This is a genomic window from Paenibacillus sp. YYML68, from assembly GCF_027923405.1.
GTDB lineage: Bacteria > Bacillota > Bacilli > Paenibacillales > NBRC-103111 > Paenibacillus_G.
Genome location: NZ_BQYI01000001.1, coordinates 893328 through 914613 on the forward strand (window position 1 = coordinate 893328; position 21286 = coordinate 914613).

Consider the following 21286-nt stretch of genomic DNA (forward strand, 5'->3'; position numbering starts at 1 on the left):
ATGCGAATGAACAAGAACAAAGCGTGGATAACTCCAAAACGGATCGCAATGGTGCTGATCTTCATACTTCTTGTTATTTCAGTGCTGTTCACACGAATGTTTACCGAGCAAAGTGGAACGGAATCCACGATGGAGAGTCAAGGAATTGCAGCTTACCTGCAGCATGCAGTCGGTGAGCATTTCCCGGTCAACCCCAAGGACCTGTTCTGGAGACAAACAGCGAACATGCTCGTGCGTAAAGCCGCGCATTTCATCGAATACATGTTCGTAGGCATGTTTTTGTGTGCGTTCCTGAACATCGTAACTCGTAGGGTGGCGGTTTCTTTTGTAGGCGCTGCGCTCTTATCCGTTATACTGGCGTATCTGGATGAATTCAGACAGAAATTCATTGATGGTCGCAGCCCGACGTGGCTGGATGTGCGTATCGATTCTTACGGCGCATTCGTAGGGATTACTGCTGTAACGTTGTTCTTCATTGCTTATTTCAAAATCGCCAAGCTTAAGGCAGAGGTCAAGAGACTCGAGGCTGAGCTGGAGCAGAAGGAGGCGTAAGAGGTCTCCATCCTTATAGGTGCTTTTTTCCCCACTTCATCTTAATAAGCTCCTTGCTTAAGTCGAATACGATCGCGAAAACGACAATCCCGAGTATGATATAAACGGTGTTCAATGGCATCAGCCCCTTACATGTTCTAGTTCGATATACTTATATTGATATTGTGAATAATATATCACAAACTGATCAAAAATAGGTAGAAAAGATTATGAAAAGCCCACTGCGCTGTACGAACAGCATCAGGGGCTTTTCCGTCTATTCCCATCTTGATGATCTGGGTGACATCGACACATTCGGGCAAACTAGGTAAAACGCGCAAAGGATGTGTCCGAATGACTCCCACTGTAATGGATCAAAAAAACGAACGGCAGCAAGCCGAGCCCGTCAACGCTGATGCGCACAAGCCGGATCAAGGCTTGTCCGTTGCTCCGTTCATCCTAGAGCAGCTCGCCGCCTGGGGCGTGGAGCGCATCTATGGAGTGATCGGGGATGCGAACCTGCTGCTCCTTGATGCGATTGGCAAGCAGAACAAGATACGGTTCGTTCCTTTCCTCGATGAGAACGCGGCTGCGCTAGCGGCTTCGGCTGAAGCGAAGCTAACAGGTCGAGTCGGGGTTGTGCTCGGTACGAGTGGACCGGGACTGACCAACATGCTGAACGGGTTAGGCGATGCGTATGCCGATGCGGCAGGTGTGATCGCAATTACGGGTCAAGTGGATGCGCCCAAGGTCGGCACGCATACGAAGCAGTACATTCAGCAGCAGGTGATGGTGGCGCCGCTCGCAACCTTCTCAGAGCAGCTGGCACATGCCGATGCATTACCGGATCTGCTGCTTCGCTGTCTGGTCATGAGCGGCGTGCAGGGCGGCGTGAGCCACCTGTCGATTCCGAAGCTGATGTTCCAAGATCGCGTACAAGGCGTGGTGCAGCCGTATTCGCCGCATTTTCACCAGTCATTGCTTGCCCCGCAGCGCGATGTGGAAGAGACGTTCCAGCTCATTGCCGAGGCGAAGAGGCCGATGCTGCTATACGGTCGCGGGGTGTCTGGAGCGGAGCAGGCTGCGCTCTCGTTCGCAGAGGCGATCGGGGCTGCGGTCACGACGTCGATGCCTGCGAAGCATGTGTTCCCGAACGAGCATGAGCTGTTCGTAGGCGGACTCGGCTTAGCTGGCAGCGAGGCAGCGAGTGTCTTGATGGCTGAGAGCGACCTCGTCATCATCTGCGGCTCGACGTGGTGGCCGGACGAATATACGCCGCCCGCTGCACGAGTCGTCCAGATTGATGCGGTCCGGCACAATATCGGGATCAACCATTCGCTGCAGCGCGGGCTTGTCGGTGATCTGAAGGAGATTCTTCCACAGTTCGTTCAGATGAGCGGGAAGCTGTCGCAGCGCGGTGGGAATGAGGAGTGGAAGCGTCGCATCGCGGAGGCTCGCGGTCAGTGGACCGCGAGGCTTCAGCAGGAGGCTTCCGCGGAGGGCAGTCCGATTGCTCCGCAGCGGTTGATGCAGGTGCTGTCTGAGCAATTGCCGAAGGACGCTGTCATCGCGCTCGATACGGGCGACCATTCGCTATGGTTCAACCGCTGCTTCACGAACCGAGGTCAGCGTGTGCTCCTCTCCGGTCGTTGGCGCACGCTCGGGTTCGCGCTTCCTGCGGCGATTGCGGCGAAGCTGGCGGAGCCTGCGCGTCCGGTCGTGGCCATCGCAGGCGACGGCGGCGTCGTGCAGACGATCGTCGAGCTGAAGACAGCGGTGAAGCTTGGGCTAGGATTGACGCTCCTTGTGCTGAACAATGGCTCGTACGCCATTGAGAAGAACCGCATGGAGCTTGAGGGGCTGGAGCTTGTAGGCAGCGAGCTGGATAATCCAGACTTCGTGAAGCTGGCCGAAGCGTGTGGGGCGGTCGGCTGTAGAGCCCAGACCGTGGAGGAGCTGCGCGACTGCTTGAGGAAGGCAGGGAGCGAGTCGCGTCCGGTGCTGATCGATGTCGCAGCAGCGTCGCTGAAGGTGCCTCATACGAAGCTGTAGCCAACGACGTAGCGATAACGCTCGACGCAGCTGCCAATCAGCAACGAAGCGATAACGCTCGACGTAGCCGCAATCAAGCAACGTAGCTGCAACGAACGACAACGGCAACGAAGCGCCTCGCCAGCTCCTAGTCGAGCGGCGGGGCGCTTCATTCGTTTTCGTCATCCGCTACATAACACGCGGTTGTCTCTCGGGCTACTCGTATCGAGCTGATGGAGGCTGCGTCCAGCGTAGCCTTCACACATCTCACGTGCTCGACCTCGCATACGCCTCTGGCGTTCGTCCGACGACTGCCTTGAAGTCGCGTATGAAGTGAGATTGATCATGATACCCGAGCTGTGCCGACAGCTCCAGCATGCTGTTAACACGTCTTGTCTCAATCGACTCGGCCGCGTTCTGCAGACGGTACAGCATGATGACCCACTTGGGAGATACGCCGACATATTGCTCGAACAGCCGCTGCAGCCTGCGGACGCCGAGTCCGAACCGTTCGCTCAGCTGATCGACGCGGGAGAGGTCTGGCGTGCTCTTGATTGCTTCGACTACCTCATGGACGAGCAAGGCCGTTTCGTCCGGTTCAGGTAGCACAGCCTGCAGCCGGGCATCGGCCCAGGCAGCCATCTCCGCTTCGCTCGGTAAGGACAGCAACGTCTGCTCGAGCGCCCGCGCCTCCATTCCGAACAAGACGGATGGCTCGAGCGGCTTCGCGGCTAGCGTGGTGATCGGCTGCTTAATGAACGGGTAGAAGCCGCCGGGCTTGAATTTGACGCCGAATACAGAGCCCTTACCTGTCACCTCATACTCGAACCGCTCCTTGGCAGGAGCGAATATGCCGGAGCGGCCGTGCTCGATCGCTGCGTTCACGCATGGATTCGGCAGCACCTCCTGCATGTAGGGCTCCTGGTCGGTGAGGTCCCACTGAACGAACCAATAGTGCATGACGAAGCATCCGACTTCAGCAGAGGGTGCGAGCCGTGTGAGCCGAAATCGCTGCTCTCCCTCCCCGAGCTTCAGCACGCCCAGACTTGGACGCTCTGCCGCTGTACTCATCGTGAGTCTTCCCCCTCATGGATACAAGTATAGTACAATTTGAACGTGTCGCGTTTTTACAAGGCGAGGCCCTGCCCATATGCTATATTCATAGTATCACATATATCCTTATAAGGAGAGTTACGACATGGAGCTGAACTATGAATTTTACATTGGCGCGCAGCCGGAGAAAGTATGGGATATTTTAATCACTCCTGAGGGGACGAAGGCAATCTTCTTTGGCAGCGTATTGAATTCCACCTTCGAGATCGGAGCTCCCTTCGAATACGTCGGTCCAGGGCAAGATGGTGACGAGACGGTGCATGTATACGGTACGATACTGGCCTATGAGCCGAACCGACGCTTAAGTCTATTGGAGCATCCAGGCCCGTCGTATCAGTCGAAGCATGCGGAGCTACAATCACGAATGACCTTCACGCTCGATCCGGTAGGGGATTGCACGAAGCTGACGCTCGTCAATGACAACTGGACGCCGAACCACCCATCCTTCGAGAGCACACGATCACATTGGTGGATGATACTGAGCAACATCAAGACGCTCGCGGAGACAGGGCGAACCCTTCACTTTGGATAGTTTGAACACCCATTTTATTACATTATTTTCAACTGAAACTAGTCCCTTGTCCACAGCGACATGGGGCTGTTTTTTATGTCTTGCATGTCATGGTGCTTCGCTACCTGTTCCACCATCCGCGATCCTATTAAATTGTTTATGGATAGAGTGTTAATTCATTTGCTACATTGCATCAATAAGCTTCCGTGATTCCTTATTGTGTAAACGGTTACAATTTAGTATGATGAACATATACAAACATGATTCTGAATTTTTCGACAAGTTGTGAGGGTAGGTGAGTCCATGTGGAGAATCATGATTGTCGATGATACGGCCTTTATGCGTAGATTTATTCGCAATATCGTTGAGGAGATGGGCGGATGTGTTGTTGTCGCAGAGGCAAGTAACGGCCTAGAGGCTATACGTCTTTATCAGCAGCATCGACCTGATCTTGTCACTATGGACATCACGATGCCCGAGATGGAAGGTGTTCAGTCCGTTCAAGAAATTATGCGACTAGACCCGAAGGCGAGAATCATCATGTGCTCCGCTATGGGACAGCACCGGATGGTCCTCGATTCGCTGACAGCAGGAGCCAAGGACTTCATCGTCAAGCCGTTGCAGAAGGACCGTGTCATGCAGGCCATTATCAATGCGATGCAAAGCGATAAGCGAGGTGAACGAAGATGAGCGCTTATATGTCAGAGGACGAGCTGTTAGGGCTAATTAAAGCGCTAAGCAGCGAGAGCAAATCTTCCAACGAGCATGCCGTCGTTGATCAGGTAGAGCATCAGGGGCAAGGAACGGTACAGGTCGAGAGCAATAAAGTATTGGTGACGGACCCTTCGGATCAAAAATCTTATGCGCGAATACAAGCGCTTCCACCGATCAAGCTCTATGTGAATGGGCAGCATGTGACGGACAGCGTGACAGTCAGAGCCACGGACCATATCGCCTGGGAAATCGATAGCACACCCATGTTCATCATAGATGTATCCAAGGATAAGATGCAAGCCTCCTTCAAGCTGAATTCACTTAAGCGGTACGACTGGCAGCTGAAGTCGCAGGAGCCGACAGCGAGCCTGAAGCTGGAGGCATTCGAGGATCTAGATTCAGTTCTGGAGGCTGTACAGCTCACACATGTGATGCAGCAGGTTCAGAAGATGGGCATATGCAAAAACTTGAAGCCCTCGGCCATCTTTCAGGAGCTACAAGCTCCGACCTACCAGCCCGTCCTGATCGCGCAGGGCGTTCAACCGGCGCCAAGTCAAGACGCTTCCATTGAGCTGTATTTCAACGAACAGGTGGAGACCGCCTACTTCGAAGCGGGAGGCATGGTCGATTACCGCAACCATCTGCGCATACCTTCCGTCAAGAAGGGAGACATCATCGCTAAGAAAATACCGCTCGTCGAAGGAACGGTCGGCTACGACGTATTCGGCGAAATTGTGAAGCCTGATCCGCCCAAGGACGTTATGATTATGGCGAAGGATCACGTTGAAATCAACTCCAAGGGTGAAGTGTACGCCTTGAAGGAAGGACGTCCGCGCATTTCCGGACAGCAGATCAAGTTTTTTGATATTTCGACCTCCTACGTCATTTCGGGAGATGTTGACATTCGGACCGGACATATCGTATTCTCCGGCGACGTGGTCGTCTATGGCGATGTGCAGGACAGCATGATTATCGAATCACTTGGCAACGTCTACGTATCTGGCAACGTATACCGTTCGACAATTACCGCAACCGGAAGCATTGTCGTCAAGGGCAATTGTCTCGGGGGGCAGCTGTATTCCGGTTACTTCGGCGTCATCTTCAACCGACTGTACAGCGGCTCCAAGAAGCTGGCCGGTATGCTGAAGGATATGCTCGAGGCTGCCAAGCTGCTGATCGGCATCATTGAGGCCAAGGGGAAATCGATCCGGGTCGGACAAGTGATTAACATGGTCATCGAGAACAAGTTCAAGGAGATTCCGACGATTGTCCGCGAAATTATCGGGTGCATCATGAATATTCAGAACATTAACGCCAAGGAGCTGGACAGTTTGAAGGAGCGGCTCGAGCTGCTGCTGCATCCGCTCCGCATTGTGGAGCTGCAGGCGTTCAGCCAGCTGTACAGCATTCAGCATTTGATTCAAGATACGTTCCAGTCGATCGAGCGCATGCAGGAGTCGCTGGTCCAGATCGAGGTCAGCCAGTGTCATCTCACGACGATTAAGTCCAATGGCGACATCTTGATTCGCCGCGACGGTGTTGTGCAGAGTCAGCTGTACTCGAAGGGCAACATTATATTCTACGGCGCTGAAGCGGTATGTCGGGGCTCGCAGCTCGAAGCGGGCGACACGATATGCGCGATGTACGTCGGCGGAGAGAGCGGAGGCCAGACGCTGTTGAAGGCCGGCAAGAAAGTAACGCTGAAAAAAATTACGTTCGGACGCATTGGCGTCGGGCGCTTCTGGAGAGATTTTATCGAGCCTGACGAGCATCTGGTCCTCCATACGAATGGCTTGGAGCTATTCGTCGAGAGGGACACGATGCAGAAGTAGGAGCGAGGTTCGAAGGAGGTCAGGACCGTTGAAGGTAGAGGTTACGTTTGGAGCTCAAGAGAAGCTCGTAACAGGTCAATTGGTCATCTATGAGGAGGAGCTGATGGTGATTGAATTCCCCGATGGCGTAAGTGTCAGGGCGGGGGAATATGCGGAATGCAGTCTGCAAGGTCGAAGCGTGCCCGGTCGAGTTATCTGTGCCCATCCGCATCGGGTGCATCTGTTCGTGCCGCATGCGAATGCTGGTCTGCATGAATACCGCCGCAAGCTGCGGCGAATTGGCACACAGCTCAGAGGCTTCATCATGATCGGCGAAGACATGCATGCGGTCTTGATCAGCGATATATCTGAAGCAGGAGTCGGCTTTATCGCCGAGTCGCCGATTTCGGCGGATAAGGATGCGATACCGTTAGTTTTTCATACTGATTTTTTTTCAATTGTGCTTCGAATACGAATGCTGCATGCTGCGCAGAGTCCGGAAGGGTATCGGTATGGTGCGCGTATCGAGCTCTCCTCGCGGGAGCAGAGTGCCAGACTTCGCAGCTATCTGTTAATGACGCAGCTCTTGTCCGAGGGGTAGCTGGGCCTAGTGAGCGAATGGGGAGCAGGAAGAACCATGACCAGCGAAGCAGTCCGTTTTTTGACGGGCTGCTTTTTGGCGTAGCTGCAAGGAAGCGTTGGAGCACGTTAACTGAAGATTATGTAAATTGAGAAGGAATTTTGTCAGCTTTTATCGAATTGTCTTTTTTAGCGAACATAGTCCTATTTAGGAAACCTGTTATTTGAGATAAAGACGAGGAGCCTGCTGAAGATGAACAAGACGATATTTTTATTGCTGACGCTTTGCCTTATTTTTGTGATGCCCTTATTAGGAAGCCTGACCAGATGGGGGGACTTACCGCCCGGGTACGGTGATTTTCCTGCCCAGAAGACGGTTGAGGACCCTGGCTTCAGCCTAATCTATTTCTGTCTGGGTGTGCTGCTAGTCTCTGCCATAACGCTCGTCTACGTCTGCCCGAAGTTATTCGGCTTCAAGCGCCCTCCGGCAGCTGATCGTCCTGCATCCTCTTCTCGTGACGAGAGCACAAGCTCCGTATCGTATCCAGCCTGGTTCTGGTGGAGCCTCCCTGTCCTTGGCGTTAGCTGGTTCATCATGTGGGGCCGACTGGAGCTGACGGCCCTTCTTGAGCCCTACACGTTCGTGCCTCTATGGTGGTCCTTTATCCTCATCCTTGATGGAATTGTGTATAAGCGTAACGGCGGAGTCTCCCTCATATCCAGCAGGCCATCGGTCATGCAGCTGCTCGGAATTGTGTCGTGCTTCAGCTGGTTTGCCTTTGAATACTTGAATTTTTTCGTTCTCGAGAACTGGTACTATCCAAATTCCAACATTTTAACCGATTTCGGCAATATTTTTTGGTTTTCCCTATCCTACACAACCGTATTACCTGCTATTATAGAATGGTACCATCTGCTCCAGACAATCCCTTTGATGAGAAATAGATACAGCTATGGGCCGAAGGTTTCCGTATCGCGACGTACCGTCATGTGGTTCTACGGACTCGGTATCGCGCTTGCTTTCGGTATGGGCTATTTTCCATTTTTGCTATTCTGGGTGCTATGGGTTGCGCTCGTACCGCTGCTTGCTGCTGCGATGTCCTTGAACGGTTACTGGACGCCGATGACACCGATTCAGAGAGGCAATTGGTCGCCCATCCTGTTAATAGGCTTGGCTACGTTATGTAATGGATTTTTTTGGGAGTTTTGGAACTTTGGCAGTGAATGGTTTCATGATGATGTACCAACGAACCCGAACTACTGGAAGTATTCGGTTCCCTATTTAGATAAATTTCACCTGTTTTCAGAAATGCCAATTTTAGGATATTATGGCTATTTATTTTTTGGTGTGAACTGCTGGATGATTTGGCTGGCGGCTGCGTATACATTCAAGTTTGATGCTAGCTTTGAATTAAGGCCGGTGCGAAGTGTGGAGCCGGATCTTGAACCAGTACAATCGAAATAATTAAAAGGGGACCTGATCATGCTTAAGGGTTCGAATTATGAGGTGCTTGAGGTCATCTCGGATTATGGCCGCAAGGTTGTGTTTCGTTGCAGAGATATGGTGACGCGTGAGAAGGTTATCGTCAAGATGCTCAGAGCCGAGTACTCCACCTATGACGAAGTGCTGAGATTTAAGCGGGAGTATGCCTTACTTACGGAGCTTAGCGGCCATGTGGATGGCGTCATCAAGCCGTTCAAGCTGGAGGAGCTTGGCGGTCTCTATGTCATCGTGCTGGAGGATATACAGGGCAGATCGCTGAAGAAGCTGCTGGCAGAGGAAACATTCGACCAAGGTACGCTGCTGCAGCTTGCTGTCAGCTTGGTCGATATATTGGGCGGCATTCACGAGCAGCAGGTGCTTCACAAAGATTTGAAGCCCTCCAATATTATTTGGAATACCGAGACAGGACGGGTGCAGATCATTGACTTCGATATGTCCGTCAAGCTTCTGAAGGAGAAGCAGGAATATTCCAATACGGGCTATATCGAAGGCACACTGGCCTATATATCGCCTGAGCAGACCGGACGGATCAATCGTAGCATTGATTACCGGTCCGACTATTATTCGCTCGGCGTCATTCTCTATGAGATGCTGACCGGTGTGAAGCCGTACGACTCAAGCAGCATGACGGAGCAGGTGTATTCGATTATTGCCAAAAAACCGGTCTCGCCGTTCGAGCTGACCGGCGGCGTCGTGTCAAGGCCTCTGTCAGACGTGATCATGAAGCTGCTGGAGAAGTCGCCGGATAATCGTTACCGGAGCGCCTACGGGATTAAAGCGGACCTGATGCGCTGCATGGCTAGTGACGAACCGTTCACCATCGGATCTGAGGACAGATTGACGCTGTTCCAGGTCTCGCAGAAGCTGTACGGACGCGAGCGCGAGCTGAAGGAGCTGAAGGCGGCCTTCAAGGCGAGCCTTAAGGACAGCTCGCAGGTCGTGCTCGTCTCAGGCGAGGCAGGCGTCGGCAAGACCGCGCTCGTGGGTGAGCTGCACAGCCAGGTGAGTCAGGAGCGGGGCTACTTCATCCGAGGTAAGTTCGATCAATATAATCGGAACGTAGCTTACAGCGCCTTGTCGCAAGCATTCAGCCTGCTCATCGCGCAGCTGATGAACAGCGAAGAAGTGGTGCGCACCGCCGTGAAGGCTTCGTTGACCCGCAGTCTAGGTGACAATGCTGCGCTGCTCGCCGACCTCGTTCCCGAGCTGAAGGAGCTCCTTGGCGTGAAGTCTCCGCTTGAGCCGTTGAACCCGACGGAGGAGACGAACCGCTTCTACATGACGATCATTCAGTTCATATCCGGTATTACAGGCAGCGAGCGTCCGCTTGTGCTGTTTCTTGACGACCTGCAGTGGGCGGACCTGTCGAGCATTCGGTTGCTGGAGAGCTTGGCGGGCAATAGCAGCTTGATGAAGCTGCTCGTGATCGGCTCGTATCGCTCGAACGAGGTGACGGACGTACATCCGCTGTCCGCAGCAGTTGCCGCTATCCGTAAGTCAAAGTCTGTGACGCATATTGAGCTTGGTCCGGTCGGGGAGAAGGACGTATGCGCCCTGCTGCGCGACACCGTAGGCTCTGAGGCGGATTGGACCGGTGAGCTGGGGGCGATCGTCTACACGAAGACGAAGGGGAATCCATTCTTCGTCAATGAGCTGCTGAAGGACTTGCATAAGGCCGGCGCGATCAGCTTCGATCAACGATCAGGCAGCTGGGGGATGGACCTCGAGAAGCTGCAGAGTCTGTCGTTGCAGGACGATCTTGTAGCTTATCTGATCGACAAGATTCATACGTTCCCGTCCTCGGTGCAGCGAATATTAAGTCTAAGCGCCTCGATCGGTCAGCTGTTCGACTGGAATATGCTGCAGCTCGTCGCGGAGGAGGAGCCTGCTGTCATTGCGCAAGCTCTGTTATTCGCGATCAGGGAAGACATCGTGATCCCACTGCAGCAGCATTATCAGATCTTGTCCTCCTTATCGGAGGATTCGGAGCTGTACGCGGGCTCTCTGGAGCTGTCCTTCACGTTCCAGCACGATAAGATTCAGCAGGCGCTCTATCAGATGATCGAGTTGGACCTGCGCAAGCAGCTTCATCTGAAGATAGGTCGTCTGTTGCGTCAGCAGCTCTCCGGAGAGCAAGCGGAGCACATCATTACCGATATGGCGAGTCACTTCAATAAGGGACTCGAGTTCGTCGATACCGATGCCGAGCTGGACGCGATGATCGACATGAACCTGAGCGCGGCGCGGAAGGTCAAGGCCGCGTTCGGCTACGATACGGCTCTCGCCTACTTAAGATCAGCCATGCAGCTGCTCAAGCCTGATTGCTGGAGTACACATGAGTCGAGAACGTTCGAAATATACCGTCTGTTCGCCGAATGCGCCTACTTGACCCATCAGGTGGAGGCTGGTGATGAAGCGTGTGCCGTACTGGTGAAGCGGTCGCGGTCGCGGATGGACATCGCCTCCATCTATGAGATGCAGGCGAATCATTACACGTACCTCGGTATGATGCAGGAGTCGATGGAGGCTGGGAAGCTGGGGCTGAAGAGTCTCGGTCTGCCCGTTCCCGCCAAGGTCAGCATGGCGTCCGTCCTGCGGGAGCTCATTCGGGTGAAGCTGGCGTTGAAGGGCCGCACCGCAGATCAGCTGCTGAGCGGTCCAGAGGTGAAGGATGCCGAGATTAAGCTCATGATGAGGCTGCTCGTCAGCTTCATTCCGCCTGCATTCATCTCCGGGGAGCAGAACCTGTTCGGCTGGGTCGTCCTTCGTAAGGCCTACTTGTCAGCGAAGCACGGCAACAGTCCGGAATCGGCCGGCGCTTACATTGGCTATTCGATTTTGCTGTCAGGTCTAGGTGACCTGAAGGGTGCGAAGGAGTTCGGCGGTCTGGCCGTTAGACTGAATGAGAAGTTCCAGGACCTGCAGTGGAAGAGCCTTGTGAACGTGCTGTATACCTTGTTCTGTCACAGCTGGAGCTATTCGTGGAACACGCTGGAGGAATGGTATAAGAAGTCGGTGGACTCCAGTCTACGGTCAGGCGACTTGCTCTATCTGGCACATGCCCATTACTACATGAACCTGTGGAATCCTTCCATGGAGATCGAGCGCTACTTGCAGGAGAGCGTTCGATCGATCGCCATGATCGAGAATACGAAGTACAAGGAAGCGCTGGCGACAGCGAAGCTGGCGCGGCAGAAGTTCCGCTGCTTGTACGGGGACCTTAGCAATCCGCTCTCCTTCGACGATGGCAGCTTTAAGGAAGAGGCTTATTTGGAGCAGCTAACCGCTGCTAAATATTTCTCGGGAATCGCGATCTTCTATGTCAGCAAGGTGCAAATCTTGTATATGTTCGAGCATCATATGAAAGCATTGCCTTACATCGAGCTGGCCAATAATCATATCTCGACGCTGGCAGGCTCGGCGTTCATGGAGGAGTACTCGCTGTACACGTTCTTGAACCTGACAGCTGTGTACAGCAAGCTCAGCTTCAAGGAGAAGGCGAAGGCGCGGCTTCGCTTACGCAAGGAATATACGCGCATGAAGAAGCTGGCGTCCCATTGTCCGGACAATTTCCGGCAGCATGAGCTGATGATGAGGGCGGAGCTGCACCGGATTGCAGGGGAATACGGGGACGCGGAGACGTGCTACCAGGAGGCAATCAAGACGAGCGTCGCCGGCAGCTTCATCCGATACAAGGCGCTGGCGTATGAGCTGGCAGCGAAGTTCTACTACAACCGTGCGCTGAAGGAGATCGCCGCGTATTACTTCCGTCAGGCGGCCTATTATTACTCGGTATGGGGCGCAAGAGGGAAGGTCAATCAGCTGGAGCAGGCTTACCCGGATTATGTGTCGGGCCTCAGCCGCAATACGATGTCTGTCGACAAGACGATCAGCACGACGACTGAGAATATCGATCTGCAGGCAATCTTGCAGGCTTCTCAGGCGATGGCCAGAGAGATTCATCTGGATCAGCTGCTGGAGACGCTGTTGGAGATTGTTATCGTGAATGCAGGTGCACAGAGAGGCTGTATCGTGATGAATCCCGGAAGCGGACTGCTTGTGGAAGGAGAGTACTGTCCGGAGAACGATCACATTACGGTGAACAAGCGGTACGTGAAGCATGAGGAGTATTATCCGAAGTCTGTGGTCGATGCCGTATTCGAGGCTCAGCGTACAATCATTTATCACGATGCGACGGCGGAGACGCCATTCGTCTACGATCCTTATATATGGAGTCATCGCCCCAAGTCTGTACTGTGCATGCCGCTGATGAACCAGGGCAAGGTAACGGCTATTATTTATTTAGAAAATAATCTAGTGACAGGCGCTTTCACTCGAGACCGGCTCAAAATGATCGACCTGCTCTCCCGCGAGATGGTGTACTCCCTCGAAAATGCAAGCCTGTATTCCGAGCTCGGGCGCTCGGAGGAGAAGTACCGTCAGCTGGTTGACCATTTGACGGACGGTATCGTCATTTTGCAGGCGGGCAAAATTGTATTTGCCAATGAGGCTATGGGCGAGCTGCTCGGCTGTGAGCTCGATCAGCTGCTAGATGAATCGTTCGATGTATTTTTGCACCCTTCCGAGCTGGATAACGTCCAGGTGTACTATAAGCAGCTGCAGCAGAGCCTTGGTCAGTCACAGGAATACGAGGTACGGCTGAAGCAGCATGATGGGCTGCAGAGCTTAACCGTCATCTTCAAGGCGGCTGTTATCCAGTATCAGAATGAGCCTGCAATACTCGGCACCGTGAAGGATATTACGGAGCGGAAGCTAGCGGAGGAGGAGCTTCGCAAGCATCGCGATACGCTCGGTCAGCTTGTCGAGGAGCGTACAGAGGAGCTCAGGCACAAGAACGAGCAGCTGAACAAGTATATCGACATCGTCGATAAGAACGTGATGATCGTTCAGACCGACCGCAATGGAGTCATCACATCCGTGAGCGAAGAGTTCTGCAACATTACCGGCTTCGACAGTCATGAGCTGGTCGGTCAAGAGTACCGCTTATGGCAGCGAGCGGCGAAGCCAGGCTCGCCTCTTGAGCCGTTCCGCATATCGGCACTTGATATGACGGGCAGCTCCGCTGTGCCATGGAGAGGGGAGCTCGTGCTTCCGATCGGAGATGACGAGCAGCTGTGGCTCGATACGGTCGTGGAGCCGGTGCTCGACCAGGATGCAAGCGTCGGGTTCACGTATATTTTTCACAACATATCGGATAAGAAAAGAATCGAGCAGCTCTCGATTACCGATGAGCTGACAGGGCTGTATAACCGCAGACACTTCAAGTCGGTGTTCAAGCAGGAGCTTGAACGATTGGCCAGCAGTCAGGAGATTCTATGCTTCATGCTGCTCGACATCGATTACTATAAGAAATATAACGACACGTACGGCCACATGGAAGGAGACCATGTGTTGCACAAGATCGGCTCGACGATCAGCCGGCTGCTGACCGGAGCGTCCGATATCGGCTTCAGGCTCGGAGGCGAGGAGTTCGGCGTCCTCTACCGCGCTGTAAGCGATGAAGAGGTGCTTCGCTTCGCCGAAAGTCTGCGCGCGACGATCGAGTCGATGAATATTCCGCATGCTGCCAGCGAGGTCCACCCGTATGTGACGATCTCGGCAGGGGTAGCGGCGGCGCGATGTCCGGTCGATCGATCCTCGATGCCGGAGAAGCTGCTGTACCGCATGGCGGATGAAGCGTTGTACAGCTCGAAGCAGAGCGGGCGCAATCAAGTGACGCTGCGCTGGCTGAACGAGCAGCAGGAGTGAGCCGGTCAGACCGTCGTCTTCGTGGTCCATCGTTACGTTACAGGAAAGCTCAGGTGAAGCATGGCTCGCAATATTCGTGATATCGCCAAATCAGCCGGTGTCTCGGTCGCAACCGTCTCGAAGGTCATTAATAATTACCCGAATGTGAGTCCGGAGACGAAGCGGCGCGTGCTCGACATTATTCGTGAGGAGCAGTTTATTCCGAACTCGACGGCACGCGGACTTGTCAAAGGGCGATCGATGACGCTCGGCATGTTCCTGACAACAGGACTGACGCACCCGTTCTTCGTGAATCTGATGGTCGGGATGGAGAGCGCACTGAAGGATACCGGCTACGACCTGATCTATTTGGCCCAGATCGACTGGAATCCCGAATACAGTCTCGTTCGACATTGCTTGAGCCGTAATGTGGAGGGCGTGATCATATTCGGCTTTCAGCGCGACGATCTGAATTTCGAAGAGATGCTGCAATCCGGCATTCCGACGATCTTTATTGATATGGACATGACCGGCCCTCGCGCCGGCTTCGTCACCTCAGATAATATCGACGGCGTGAAGAAGGCTGTACGCTACTTGACGGGGCTCGAGCATCGGCGTATTGCCTTCATCTCTGGTCTGCTCGATTCGTATGTCGGCAAGCTTCGTCTGGAGGGATACCGACAAGCTCTGCGCGAGGAGGGACTTCCTGACCTACAGGACTACATCGCGACAGGTGACTTTACGAAGGAAAGCGGCTATCAGGCGATGCAAACGTTCCTGCAGCTAGCCGAGCCGCCGACGGCCGTCGTGTGTAGCTCAGATATGAGCGCGCTCGGGGTCATGGAGGCGGCGAAGGAGGCTGGCTTATCCATTCCCGACGATCTATCGGTGATGGGCTTCGACGATATTGAGCTGGCGCAGCATCTGCAGCCGCCGCTGTCGACTATACGTCAAGACTGCAGCACAATCGGAAGTCAGGCCGTCAGAATGCTTCATGAGCTGATCCATCATCCGGACTTCTCGCCGCCTGAGCTGGTCGTTCCGACCGAGCTGATCGTACGTCACTCCTGTGGTCCTTGCAGGAAATAATAGGACTGTTGGTCTGCAGGTGGCTCTTGCGATATACTAATTTAGCAATAGCGATAGACTTACAATCACAGAGGAGGAGCGACATTCACATGAGCGTTTATCACTATTCAGCCAAAACGATGGCAGGCAAGTCGGTTTCTCTGGAAGATTACAAGGGCAAGGTGCTCCTCATTGTCAACGTTGCAAGCCAGTGCGGCTTCACGTATCAATATGAGGACTTGCAGAAGCTGTACGATCGTTACAAGGATCGGGGCTTTGTTATTCTCGGCTTCCCTTGCAATCAGTTCGCGGACCAGGAGCCTGGCACGAACGATGATGTACATACCTTTTGCACACTGCGCTACGGCGTGACGTTCCCGATGTTCCAGAAGGTGAACGTGCGTGACGCTGACGCGCATCCGCTCTTTACGTATCTCGCATCCGTGAAGCCGTTCCAGGGCTTTAATGAAACGCATTCCGTCGCGAAAATATTGTTCCAGCTTATTCGAGAGAAGCATCCCGAGTATATGGTAGGCGATTCGATCAAGTGGAACTTTACGAAGTTCTTGATCGATCGGGAAGGCAACGTAGTGAATCGCTTCGAATCAACGACCGATCTGCTTGATGTGGAGCCGCATATCGAAGCGCTGCTGTAAAGAGTGCTGCTGCATGATACAGTAGTTTGATTCAAGTTTGATTTCACATCATTCTTCCGTAATGCCCCGCTCCTTGCGGGGCATTTTGCGCATCGTGTGCGCATGGCGCGGGGCACCGATATTTACAAGGCAGCAGCAGGAATATTTCAATAATTTGACGAATTATGTTTATAATGAAGTCATGCTGCAAGCCAGTCGACATTACGTAAAGGTGGTGACAACCCGTTGCGCGGCGAAGTCACAGTTCATTTCGTGTAACGGCAATATGAAGCAACGTATGACCTTAGAGCACGTCAGCGAGCTGACGGACAAGCAGAAGGAGAAGCTCCGTGAAGGCTGGACGCCTCAGGAGGGCGAATATATCGCCATTAGCGGACATGAAGAAATGATTTATTACTTGAACGGTGTGAATAAAAGTAAAGCGCTTCCGCTGTACAGCGTCGGCCAGCTGCTGGAGATGGTGCAGGCGGAATCGGGCGACACCAAGCTGACGATGGTCTGGACAGCTGGCCGCTGGCACGTAAGCCGAGCCGTCTCGGCCTCGCATACAGATACAACGGACGGCTCTGACCGTCCCGATGAAGCAGGCGATTCCGACGCATCGGCTGCTTTTGGCACTGCGGATACTCATGACACGACTGCCGCTTCAGCTGCCGAGCTGTGCGACGCTCTGTGGGAGCTCGTGAAGGCGAAGCTGTAAGCAGGAGCGCCAGTCGCGGCGCATGGTGCAGCTGGATGCTCTATCTTTGCTTTCAAGCCTCGTTCGTGTCATAATTACGTGTTTAGTAGAAACATTACGCCATGGAGGCTGAAGTATAAGTGGATCGGTACCCGTTTGCCTACGATCATTCCAAGCCATTCATCCCGCAGGTAGCGGAATGGGTGGCCGATGTTTTTTATGAGCACCTCCCCGAGGCTGGCTTCGATATTCGCGATGAGCAGATCTATATGTCGTTCCAGCTGGAGCGGGCGTTCGCTGAGAAGCGCACACTGTTCGCAGAGGCCGGTGTCGGGACGGGCAAGACGTTCGTCTACCTGCTCTATGCGCTCTGCTACGCCCGCTATCACCGCAAGCCTGCGATTATCGCCTGTGCGGACGAGACGCTGATCGAGCAGCTGGTGAAGCCGCAGGGTGACATCGCGAAGCTGATGCGCCACCTTGCGCTGGCGATCGACGCGAGACTGGCGAAGTCACCGGATCAATACGTCTGTCTTGTGAAGCTCGACGATGCGCGCTTCGGCTACACAGAGCCGGAGCTGTACCGGGAGCTTCACGAGCAGCTGCCGGACTTCGTCCATCAGCGTGACACGCTGCAGTCGTTCCATGCCTACGGCGACCGCAAGCAATACCCGGAGCTCAGCGATGAGCAATGGTATCGGGTGAGCTGGGACGCCTTCCAGGACTGCTTCGCCTGCGAGAAGCGGCATCGCTGCGGACAGACGCTGTCGCGTGAGCATTATCGGCGTTCGCCCGATCTGATCATCTGCTCGCATGACTTCTACATGGAGCATGTCTGGACGAGCGAGGGGCGCAAGCGGGAAGGACAGCTGCCGCTGTTGCCCGACCACTGTGCGGTTGTCTTCGATGAAGGACACCTGCTTGAGGCCGCGGCGCAGAAGGCGCTGACCTACAAGCTGAAGCATGTCGTATTCGAGGAGCTCATTATTCGTCTCTTGAAGGGTGAGGTTCGCGAGTCGCTGGCGGTACAGATCGATGAGGCGATCGAGCGCAGCGAAGTGATGTTCGACGTGCTGGAGCAGCACCTTGTTACCATTCCCGGCTCGGAGCGGAAGCAGATTATGCTGGAGGAGCCGCTGCTGACAGCGGTACAGGAGCTAAGGCAGGTGCTCACCGTCATTGAGGATGAGCTGGTCTTCGAGAGCGAGCTGTATTCGCTGAACGACTATCACCTGCGGATCGTCGAGGAGCATCTGGAGATGATGCAGAAGGCGCTTGCTCTATTCGAGCAGCCGGATAAGCTCATCTGCTGGGCGACTGAGGCGGTCAATGGTCTCACGCTCGTCATGATGCCGAGGACGGTCAAGGAGGTGCTGAGGGAGCATGTGTTCTCCTTGGGCATTCCGATCATCTTCTCGTCCGCGACGCTGTCGGTCGACGGCTCGTTCGAGCTGCTGGCGAATAACCTCGGCGTCGACTCGTACTTGTCGTTCTCTGTAGCTTCTCCTTACGATTACCCGTCGCAATTGGAGGTGCTCGCCCCAACTTGGACCTACGGCGCCACCTTCTCGGAGAAGATGAAGGCAGCTGTTCAGCTGCTGCAGCATTCCGGCGGTCGTGCGCTCATCTTGTTCGCGGACAAGGACGAGCTCGGCCGCTTCAAGCGGGAGGCGGCTTATTATCCGGAGCTGACCTCGCTTCGTCTGCTGTACGAAGGAGATCGGGAGGTGAGCGATCTCATTCAGCTGTTCCAAGAGGATGAGGAGAGTGTGCTGTGCGCGGCTAGTCTGTGGGAAGGACTCGATGTGCCGGGACCGTCCTTGTCGAACGTGATCATCTGGTCATTGCCATTCCCGCCCAAGGACCCGGTGTTCATGGCGAAGCGGCAGTCGTCGCGCTCCTCGTATGAGGAGGTCGATCTGCCGTATATGCTGCTGAGGCTGAGACAGGGCATCGGTCGGCTCATCCGATCGAGTACAGACCGGGGCATCATCGCCATCCTGAGCGGCGAGCTGCACCAATCGGCACAGCTGCGCGGCCAGGTTGAGGCACTGCTGCCGAAGGGCGTCGTGCTGCAGGATGCGCTGCTTCCACTGCAAGCCCGTTAACAGATAGAGCTGCTTCGCAAGCCCGAGAGATCGGTGCAGGCGGAGCAGCTTTTTTTTGGCTGTATGCGTGAAGGGGTGAGGTGGGTGGAGCTGCCTCTTCTGACAGACGGACGCCCGGCTTCCATGCGGAATACAATGAAGGGTACGTCAAATATGATGAGGAAAGTGAGGGAGAGCGATGCCCCCCTATCGAATCATTATCGACCTCTCGGATCGAATGCTGCATGTGCTCGAGCAGAACCGCGTCATCCGGTCATTTCCCGTTGGCATCGGCCGTATGGTGACCGAGACGCCGGTCGGCGAGTTTACAATTGTGAACAAGGCCCCGAACCCCGGCGGCCCCTATGGGGCGTTCTGGATGGGCTTGTCCAAGCCGCACTATGGCATCCACGGCACGAATGATCCTTCTTCGATTGGCCACATGTCGTCGCATGGCTGTGTCCGCATGTACAATCCCGACGTCGTCGCCTTATCCAAGCTGATGAACATCGGCGATCGGGTGACGATTCGGCCTTAGACGTCTCTCTCGCCGGGCCCGAAGCCTCGCCTCTCGCTCATACTTACGGAAGCGGGATACGCGAGGCTGTCGGCCGCAGGCCTTCTGCGTGACGCTCTAGCCTCGCTTCATTCCGAAAAATTCACAATCGTCCCGGCTTCGGTAGCTCAGCTCGCTGACGCCAGACTGCAGCACGATCGTGCTGTCGTCGAAGCGAATGATGACGCATCCCGAATCGACGACGTGATCATGGTGGAACACTCGAATCGTGAACTTACGCTCCATCGCCTCTTGAAACTCCGAATCGGTAACCAGCTTGCGGTTGTGTGACATGTAAAAGCCCTCCTAATTCCTTCTTCATCTATTGTAGCATGCTGAAGCGCTTGACCCTAGCTCATGACGCATTGTCGACAAAATGGAGCGGAAGCGTCCCTTTTTCCGGACGGGCTGTGCTACAATAAGAACTGCAGGCACATAGGGCCGCGAGTGTATGAATTCTTAAGCGCATGAGCGAACAGAGAGGGTTAGTCGGAATGAAGATCGGATTGGTCAGACATTTCAGAGTACATAAGGGATTGCCGAGCACCGGCTGGCTGACGCCAGAGGAGCTGCAGGTGTGGTTCCAGGAATATGACACGTCTACCGTAGAGGATGGCGATACAGACCTGAAGGGCATTCACTGGCATCGCTGCTACGCAAGCGACATGTCGAGAGCGATTACGACAGCTAGTAAAATATATGCAGGCCCCGTCGTGCAGCTGAAGGAGCTGCGCGAGGTGCAGATGCCCGACTTCAAGCAGCTGTCTCCGTTCAGGCTGCCGTTCCTCTTGTGGGCGATGATCGCGAGAATATCGTGGCTATTCAGCCACAAGTGCTATGCGGAGAACCGTTCGGACGTCGAGAAGCGGGTGAACGCGGTGCTTGACCGAGTGATGGCGTCAGGGGACGGGAACGTGCTGATCGTTAGTCACGCCGCGTTCATGATGCACCTTCGTCAGGAGCTGGTGAGGCGCGGCTTCAAGGGACCGAGGCTCGGCACGCCGAAGAACGGCAAGCTGTACGTATTCGAGGCGGTTCGTTAAGCAGTCCTAGCATACGGGGAGCTGTTCTTCTATACAGTGACATGGGTGAAGCCCGGCCAGTCATTCAGAGGGAAGGGGGAGACCGATGCATCCGGACAATTCAAGACGGGTGCTGCGCTTGCGTGGGCATCATCTGCTCTGCTTGCTAGGCTACCGGGGCATGGGGTACTCGGCGGAGTTCTGCACGAACATGACGTCGATCTACGAGACGCTGCGGCAGGAGCCCGGCACATGGGTCGAGCTGGTCGGAGGACCCGACGACCTGTGCGCCTATTACCCGAAGGATCAGCATTCACATTGCGAGGGCACGGTGCACGAGCGGGACGAGGATGTGCTCGCTAGACTCGGTCTACGTATCGGAACCCGCCATAGGTGGAAAAATATTGTCAGATCCGTCGCGCGGCACATCGAGCAAGAGGCAATCAGCTCGATCTGCAGCACGTGCCCATGGGAGCCGTACGGCGTCTGCCGCGAAGGGGTGCGGCTTGTGCGAGCGGGCGAGCCGCTGCCGCCGGTCGCTCGCTCTACCTAGTGGCTGCATCTATCGCCTAGCTCAATAATAAAAAGAACAGCATAGCCGGGCAATGTCATTAAGTTAATCTCAAAGACTAAACCGGAAAAGAAAATGGAAGCCAAAACGGCATAGGGAAAATCC

At 54.5% G+C, this 21286-nt stretch carries 17 protein-coding genes; 15 read left to right on the top strand and 2 right to left on the bottom strand.

Annotation, left to right across the window (positions count from 1 at the left end):
• The first annotated feature begins 6 nt into the window (after positions 1-6).
• Both PAE68_RS04120 and PAE68_RS04125 read left to right on the top strand, forming a co-directional pair.
• Positions 7-552: a VanZ family protein gene (locus PAE68_RS04120; RefSeq protein WP_281884353.1), complete on the top strand. Its 546-nt coding sequence runs from the start codon at positions 7-9 to the stop codon at positions 550-552.
• Positions 553-885: 333 nt separating this feature from the next.
• Positions 886-2583 carry a thiamine pyrophosphate-binding protein gene (locus PAE68_RS04125; RefSeq protein ID WP_281884355.1) on the top strand — a complete coding sequence of 566 codons (1698 nt, stop codon included), beginning with the start codon at positions 886-888 and terminating at the stop codon, positions 2581-2583.
• Between the two features lie 246 nt (positions 2584-2829).
• Here PAE68_RS04125 and PAE68_RS04130 read toward each other — a convergent pair whose 3' ends face one another.
• Positions 2830-3633: an AraC family transcriptional regulator gene (locus tag PAE68_RS04130; protein ID WP_281884357.1), complete on the bottom strand. Its 804-nt coding sequence runs from the start codon at positions 3631-3633 to the stop codon at positions 2830-2832.
• 127 nt (positions 3634-3760) lie between these two features.
• On the opposite strand from PAE68_RS04130, the gene PAE68_RS04135 reads away from it, so the two are divergent.
• From PAE68_RS04135 to PAE68_RS04185, 11 genes are all read left to right on the top strand, one after another.
• Positions 3761-4207 (top strand): SRPBCC family protein, encoded by a 447-nt coding sequence (locus PAE68_RS04135; protein ID WP_281884359.1) that lies wholly within the window; start codon positions 3761-3763, stop codon positions 4205-4207.
• Positions 4208-4489: 282 nt separating this feature from the next.
• A complete protein-coding gene (locus tag PAE68_RS04140; protein WP_281884361.1) occupies positions 4490-4876 on the top strand; it encodes a response regulator in 387 nt (128 codons plus the stop codon).
• Entirely contained in the window at positions 4873-6732 is a 1860-nt protein-coding gene (locus tag PAE68_RS04145; RefSeq protein ID WP_281884363.1) for a FapA family protein, read from the top strand. The genes PAE68_RS04140 and PAE68_RS04145 overlap by 4 nt, the downstream gene beginning before the upstream one ends.
• Positions 6733-6760: 28 nt before the next feature.
• On the top strand, positions 6761-7312 hold the full coding sequence (locus PAE68_RS04150) for a PilZ domain-containing protein (protein WP_281884365.1): 552 nt from the start codon (positions 6761-6763) through the stop codon (positions 7310-7312).
• Between the two features lie 231 nt (positions 7313-7543).
• Positions 7544-8755, top strand: a complete 1212-nt coding sequence (locus PAE68_RS04155; protein ID WP_281884367.1) for a small-conductance mechanosensitive channel — start codon at positions 7544-7546, stop codon at positions 8753-8755.
• Positions 8756-8773: 18 nt separating this feature from the next.
• Positions 8774-14563 (top strand): diguanylate cyclase, encoded by a 5790-nt coding sequence (locus PAE68_RS04160; RefSeq protein WP_281884369.1) that lies wholly within the window; start codon positions 8774-8776, stop codon positions 14561-14563.
• 60 nt (positions 14564-14623) lie between these two features.
• Positions 14624-15631, top strand: coding sequence for a LacI family DNA-binding transcriptional regulator (locus PAE68_RS04165; RefSeq protein WP_281884371.1), 1008 nt, complete (start codon positions 14624-14626; stop codon positions 15629-15631).
• Positions 15632-15720: 89 nt separating this feature from the next.
• Positions 15721-16266, top strand: a complete 546-nt coding sequence (locus PAE68_RS04170) for a glutathione peroxidase (protein WP_281884374.1) — start codon at positions 15721-15723, stop codon at positions 16264-16266.
• Positions 16267-16543: 277 nt separating this feature from the next.
• Positions 16544-16966, top strand: a complete 423-nt coding sequence (locus PAE68_RS04175) for a hypothetical protein (RefSeq protein ID WP_281884376.1) — start codon at positions 16544-16546, stop codon at positions 16964-16966.
• Between the two features lie 119 nt (positions 16967-17085).
• Positions 17086-19053, top strand: a complete 1968-nt coding sequence (locus PAE68_RS04180; RefSeq protein ID WP_281884378.1) for an ATP-dependent DNA helicase — start codon at positions 17086-17088, stop codon at positions 19051-19053.
• Between the two features lie 178 nt (positions 19054-19231).
• Positions 19232-19570: a L,D-transpeptidase gene (locus tag PAE68_RS04185; RefSeq protein WP_281884380.1), complete on the top strand. Its 339-nt coding sequence runs from the start codon at positions 19232-19234 to the stop codon at positions 19568-19570.
• 96 nt (positions 19571-19666) lie between these two features.
• Here the strand turns inward: PAE68_RS04185 and PAE68_RS04190 are convergent, their stop codons facing one another.
• Positions 19667-19882 carry a hypothetical protein gene (locus tag PAE68_RS04190; RefSeq protein WP_281884382.1) on the bottom strand — a complete coding sequence of 72 codons (216 nt, stop codon included), beginning with the start codon at positions 19880-19882 and terminating at the stop codon, positions 19667-19669.
• A 200-nt stretch (positions 19883-20082) separates the two neighbouring features.
• On the opposite strand from PAE68_RS04190, the gene PAE68_RS04195 reads away from it, so the two are divergent.
• A complete protein-coding gene (locus tag PAE68_RS04195; protein WP_281884384.1) occupies positions 20083-20631 on the top strand; it encodes a histidine phosphatase family protein in 549 nt (182 codons plus the stop codon).
• Between the two features lie 85 nt (positions 20632-20716).
• Entirely contained in the window at positions 20717-21163 is a 447-nt protein-coding gene (locus tag PAE68_RS04200) for a DUF1284 domain-containing protein (protein ID WP_281884386.1), read from the top strand.
• Positions 21164-21286: the final 123 nt, after the last annotated feature.

Coding starts and splice junctions, on each gene's coding strand:
- PAE68_RS04190 (WP_281884382.1), bottom strand. CDS start 19,882: ATGTCACACAACCGCAAGCTGGTTACCGATTCGGAGTTTCAAGAGGCG.
- PAE68_RS04200 (WP_281884386.1), top strand. CDS start 20,717: ATGCATCCGGACAATTCAAGACGGGTGCTGCGCTTGCGTGGGCATCAT.
- PAE68_RS04145 (WP_281884363.1), top strand. CDS start 4,873: ATGAGCGCTTATATGTCAGAGGACGAGCTGTTAGGGCTAATTAAAGCG.
- PAE68_RS04130 (WP_281884357.1), bottom strand. CDS start 3,633: ATGAGTACAGCGGCAGAGCGTCCAAGTCTGGGCGTGCTGAAGCTCGGG.
- PAE68_RS04165 (WP_281884371.1), top strand. CDS start 14,624: ATGGCTCGCAATATTCGTGATATCGCCAAATCAGCCGGTGTCTCGGTC.
- PAE68_RS04140 (WP_281884361.1), top strand. CDS start 4,490: ATGTGGAGAATCATGATTGTCGATGATACGGCCTTTATGCGTAGATTT.
- PAE68_RS04120 (WP_281884353.1), top strand. CDS start 7: ATGAACAAGAACAAAGCGTGGATAACTCCAAAACGGATCGCAATGGTG.
- PAE68_RS04170 (WP_281884374.1), top strand. CDS start 15,721: ATGAGCGTTTATCACTATTCAGCCAAAACGATGGCAGGCAAGTCGGTT.
- PAE68_RS04160 (WP_281884369.1), top strand. CDS start 8,774: ATGCTTAAGGGTTCGAATTATGAGGTGCTTGAGGTCATCTCGGATTAT.
- PAE68_RS04175 (WP_281884376.1), top strand. CDS start 16,544: ATGACCTTAGAGCACGTCAGCGAGCTGACGGACAAGCAGAAGGAGAAG.
- PAE68_RS04185 (WP_281884380.1), top strand. CDS start 19,232: ATGCCCCCCTATCGAATCATTATCGACCTCTCGGATCGAATGCTGCAT.
- PAE68_RS04135 (WP_281884359.1), top strand. CDS start 3,761: ATGGAGCTGAACTATGAATTTTACATTGGCGCGCAGCCGGAGAAAGTA.
- PAE68_RS04195 (WP_281884384.1), top strand. CDS start 20,083: ATGAAGATCGGATTGGTCAGACATTTCAGAGTACATAAGGGATTGCCG.
- PAE68_RS04155 (WP_281884367.1), top strand. CDS start 7,544: ATGAACAAGACGATATTTTTATTGCTGACGCTTTGCCTTATTTTTGTG.
- PAE68_RS04125 (WP_281884355.1), top strand. CDS start 886: ATGACTCCCACTGTAATGGATCAAAAAAACGAACGGCAGCAAGCCGAG.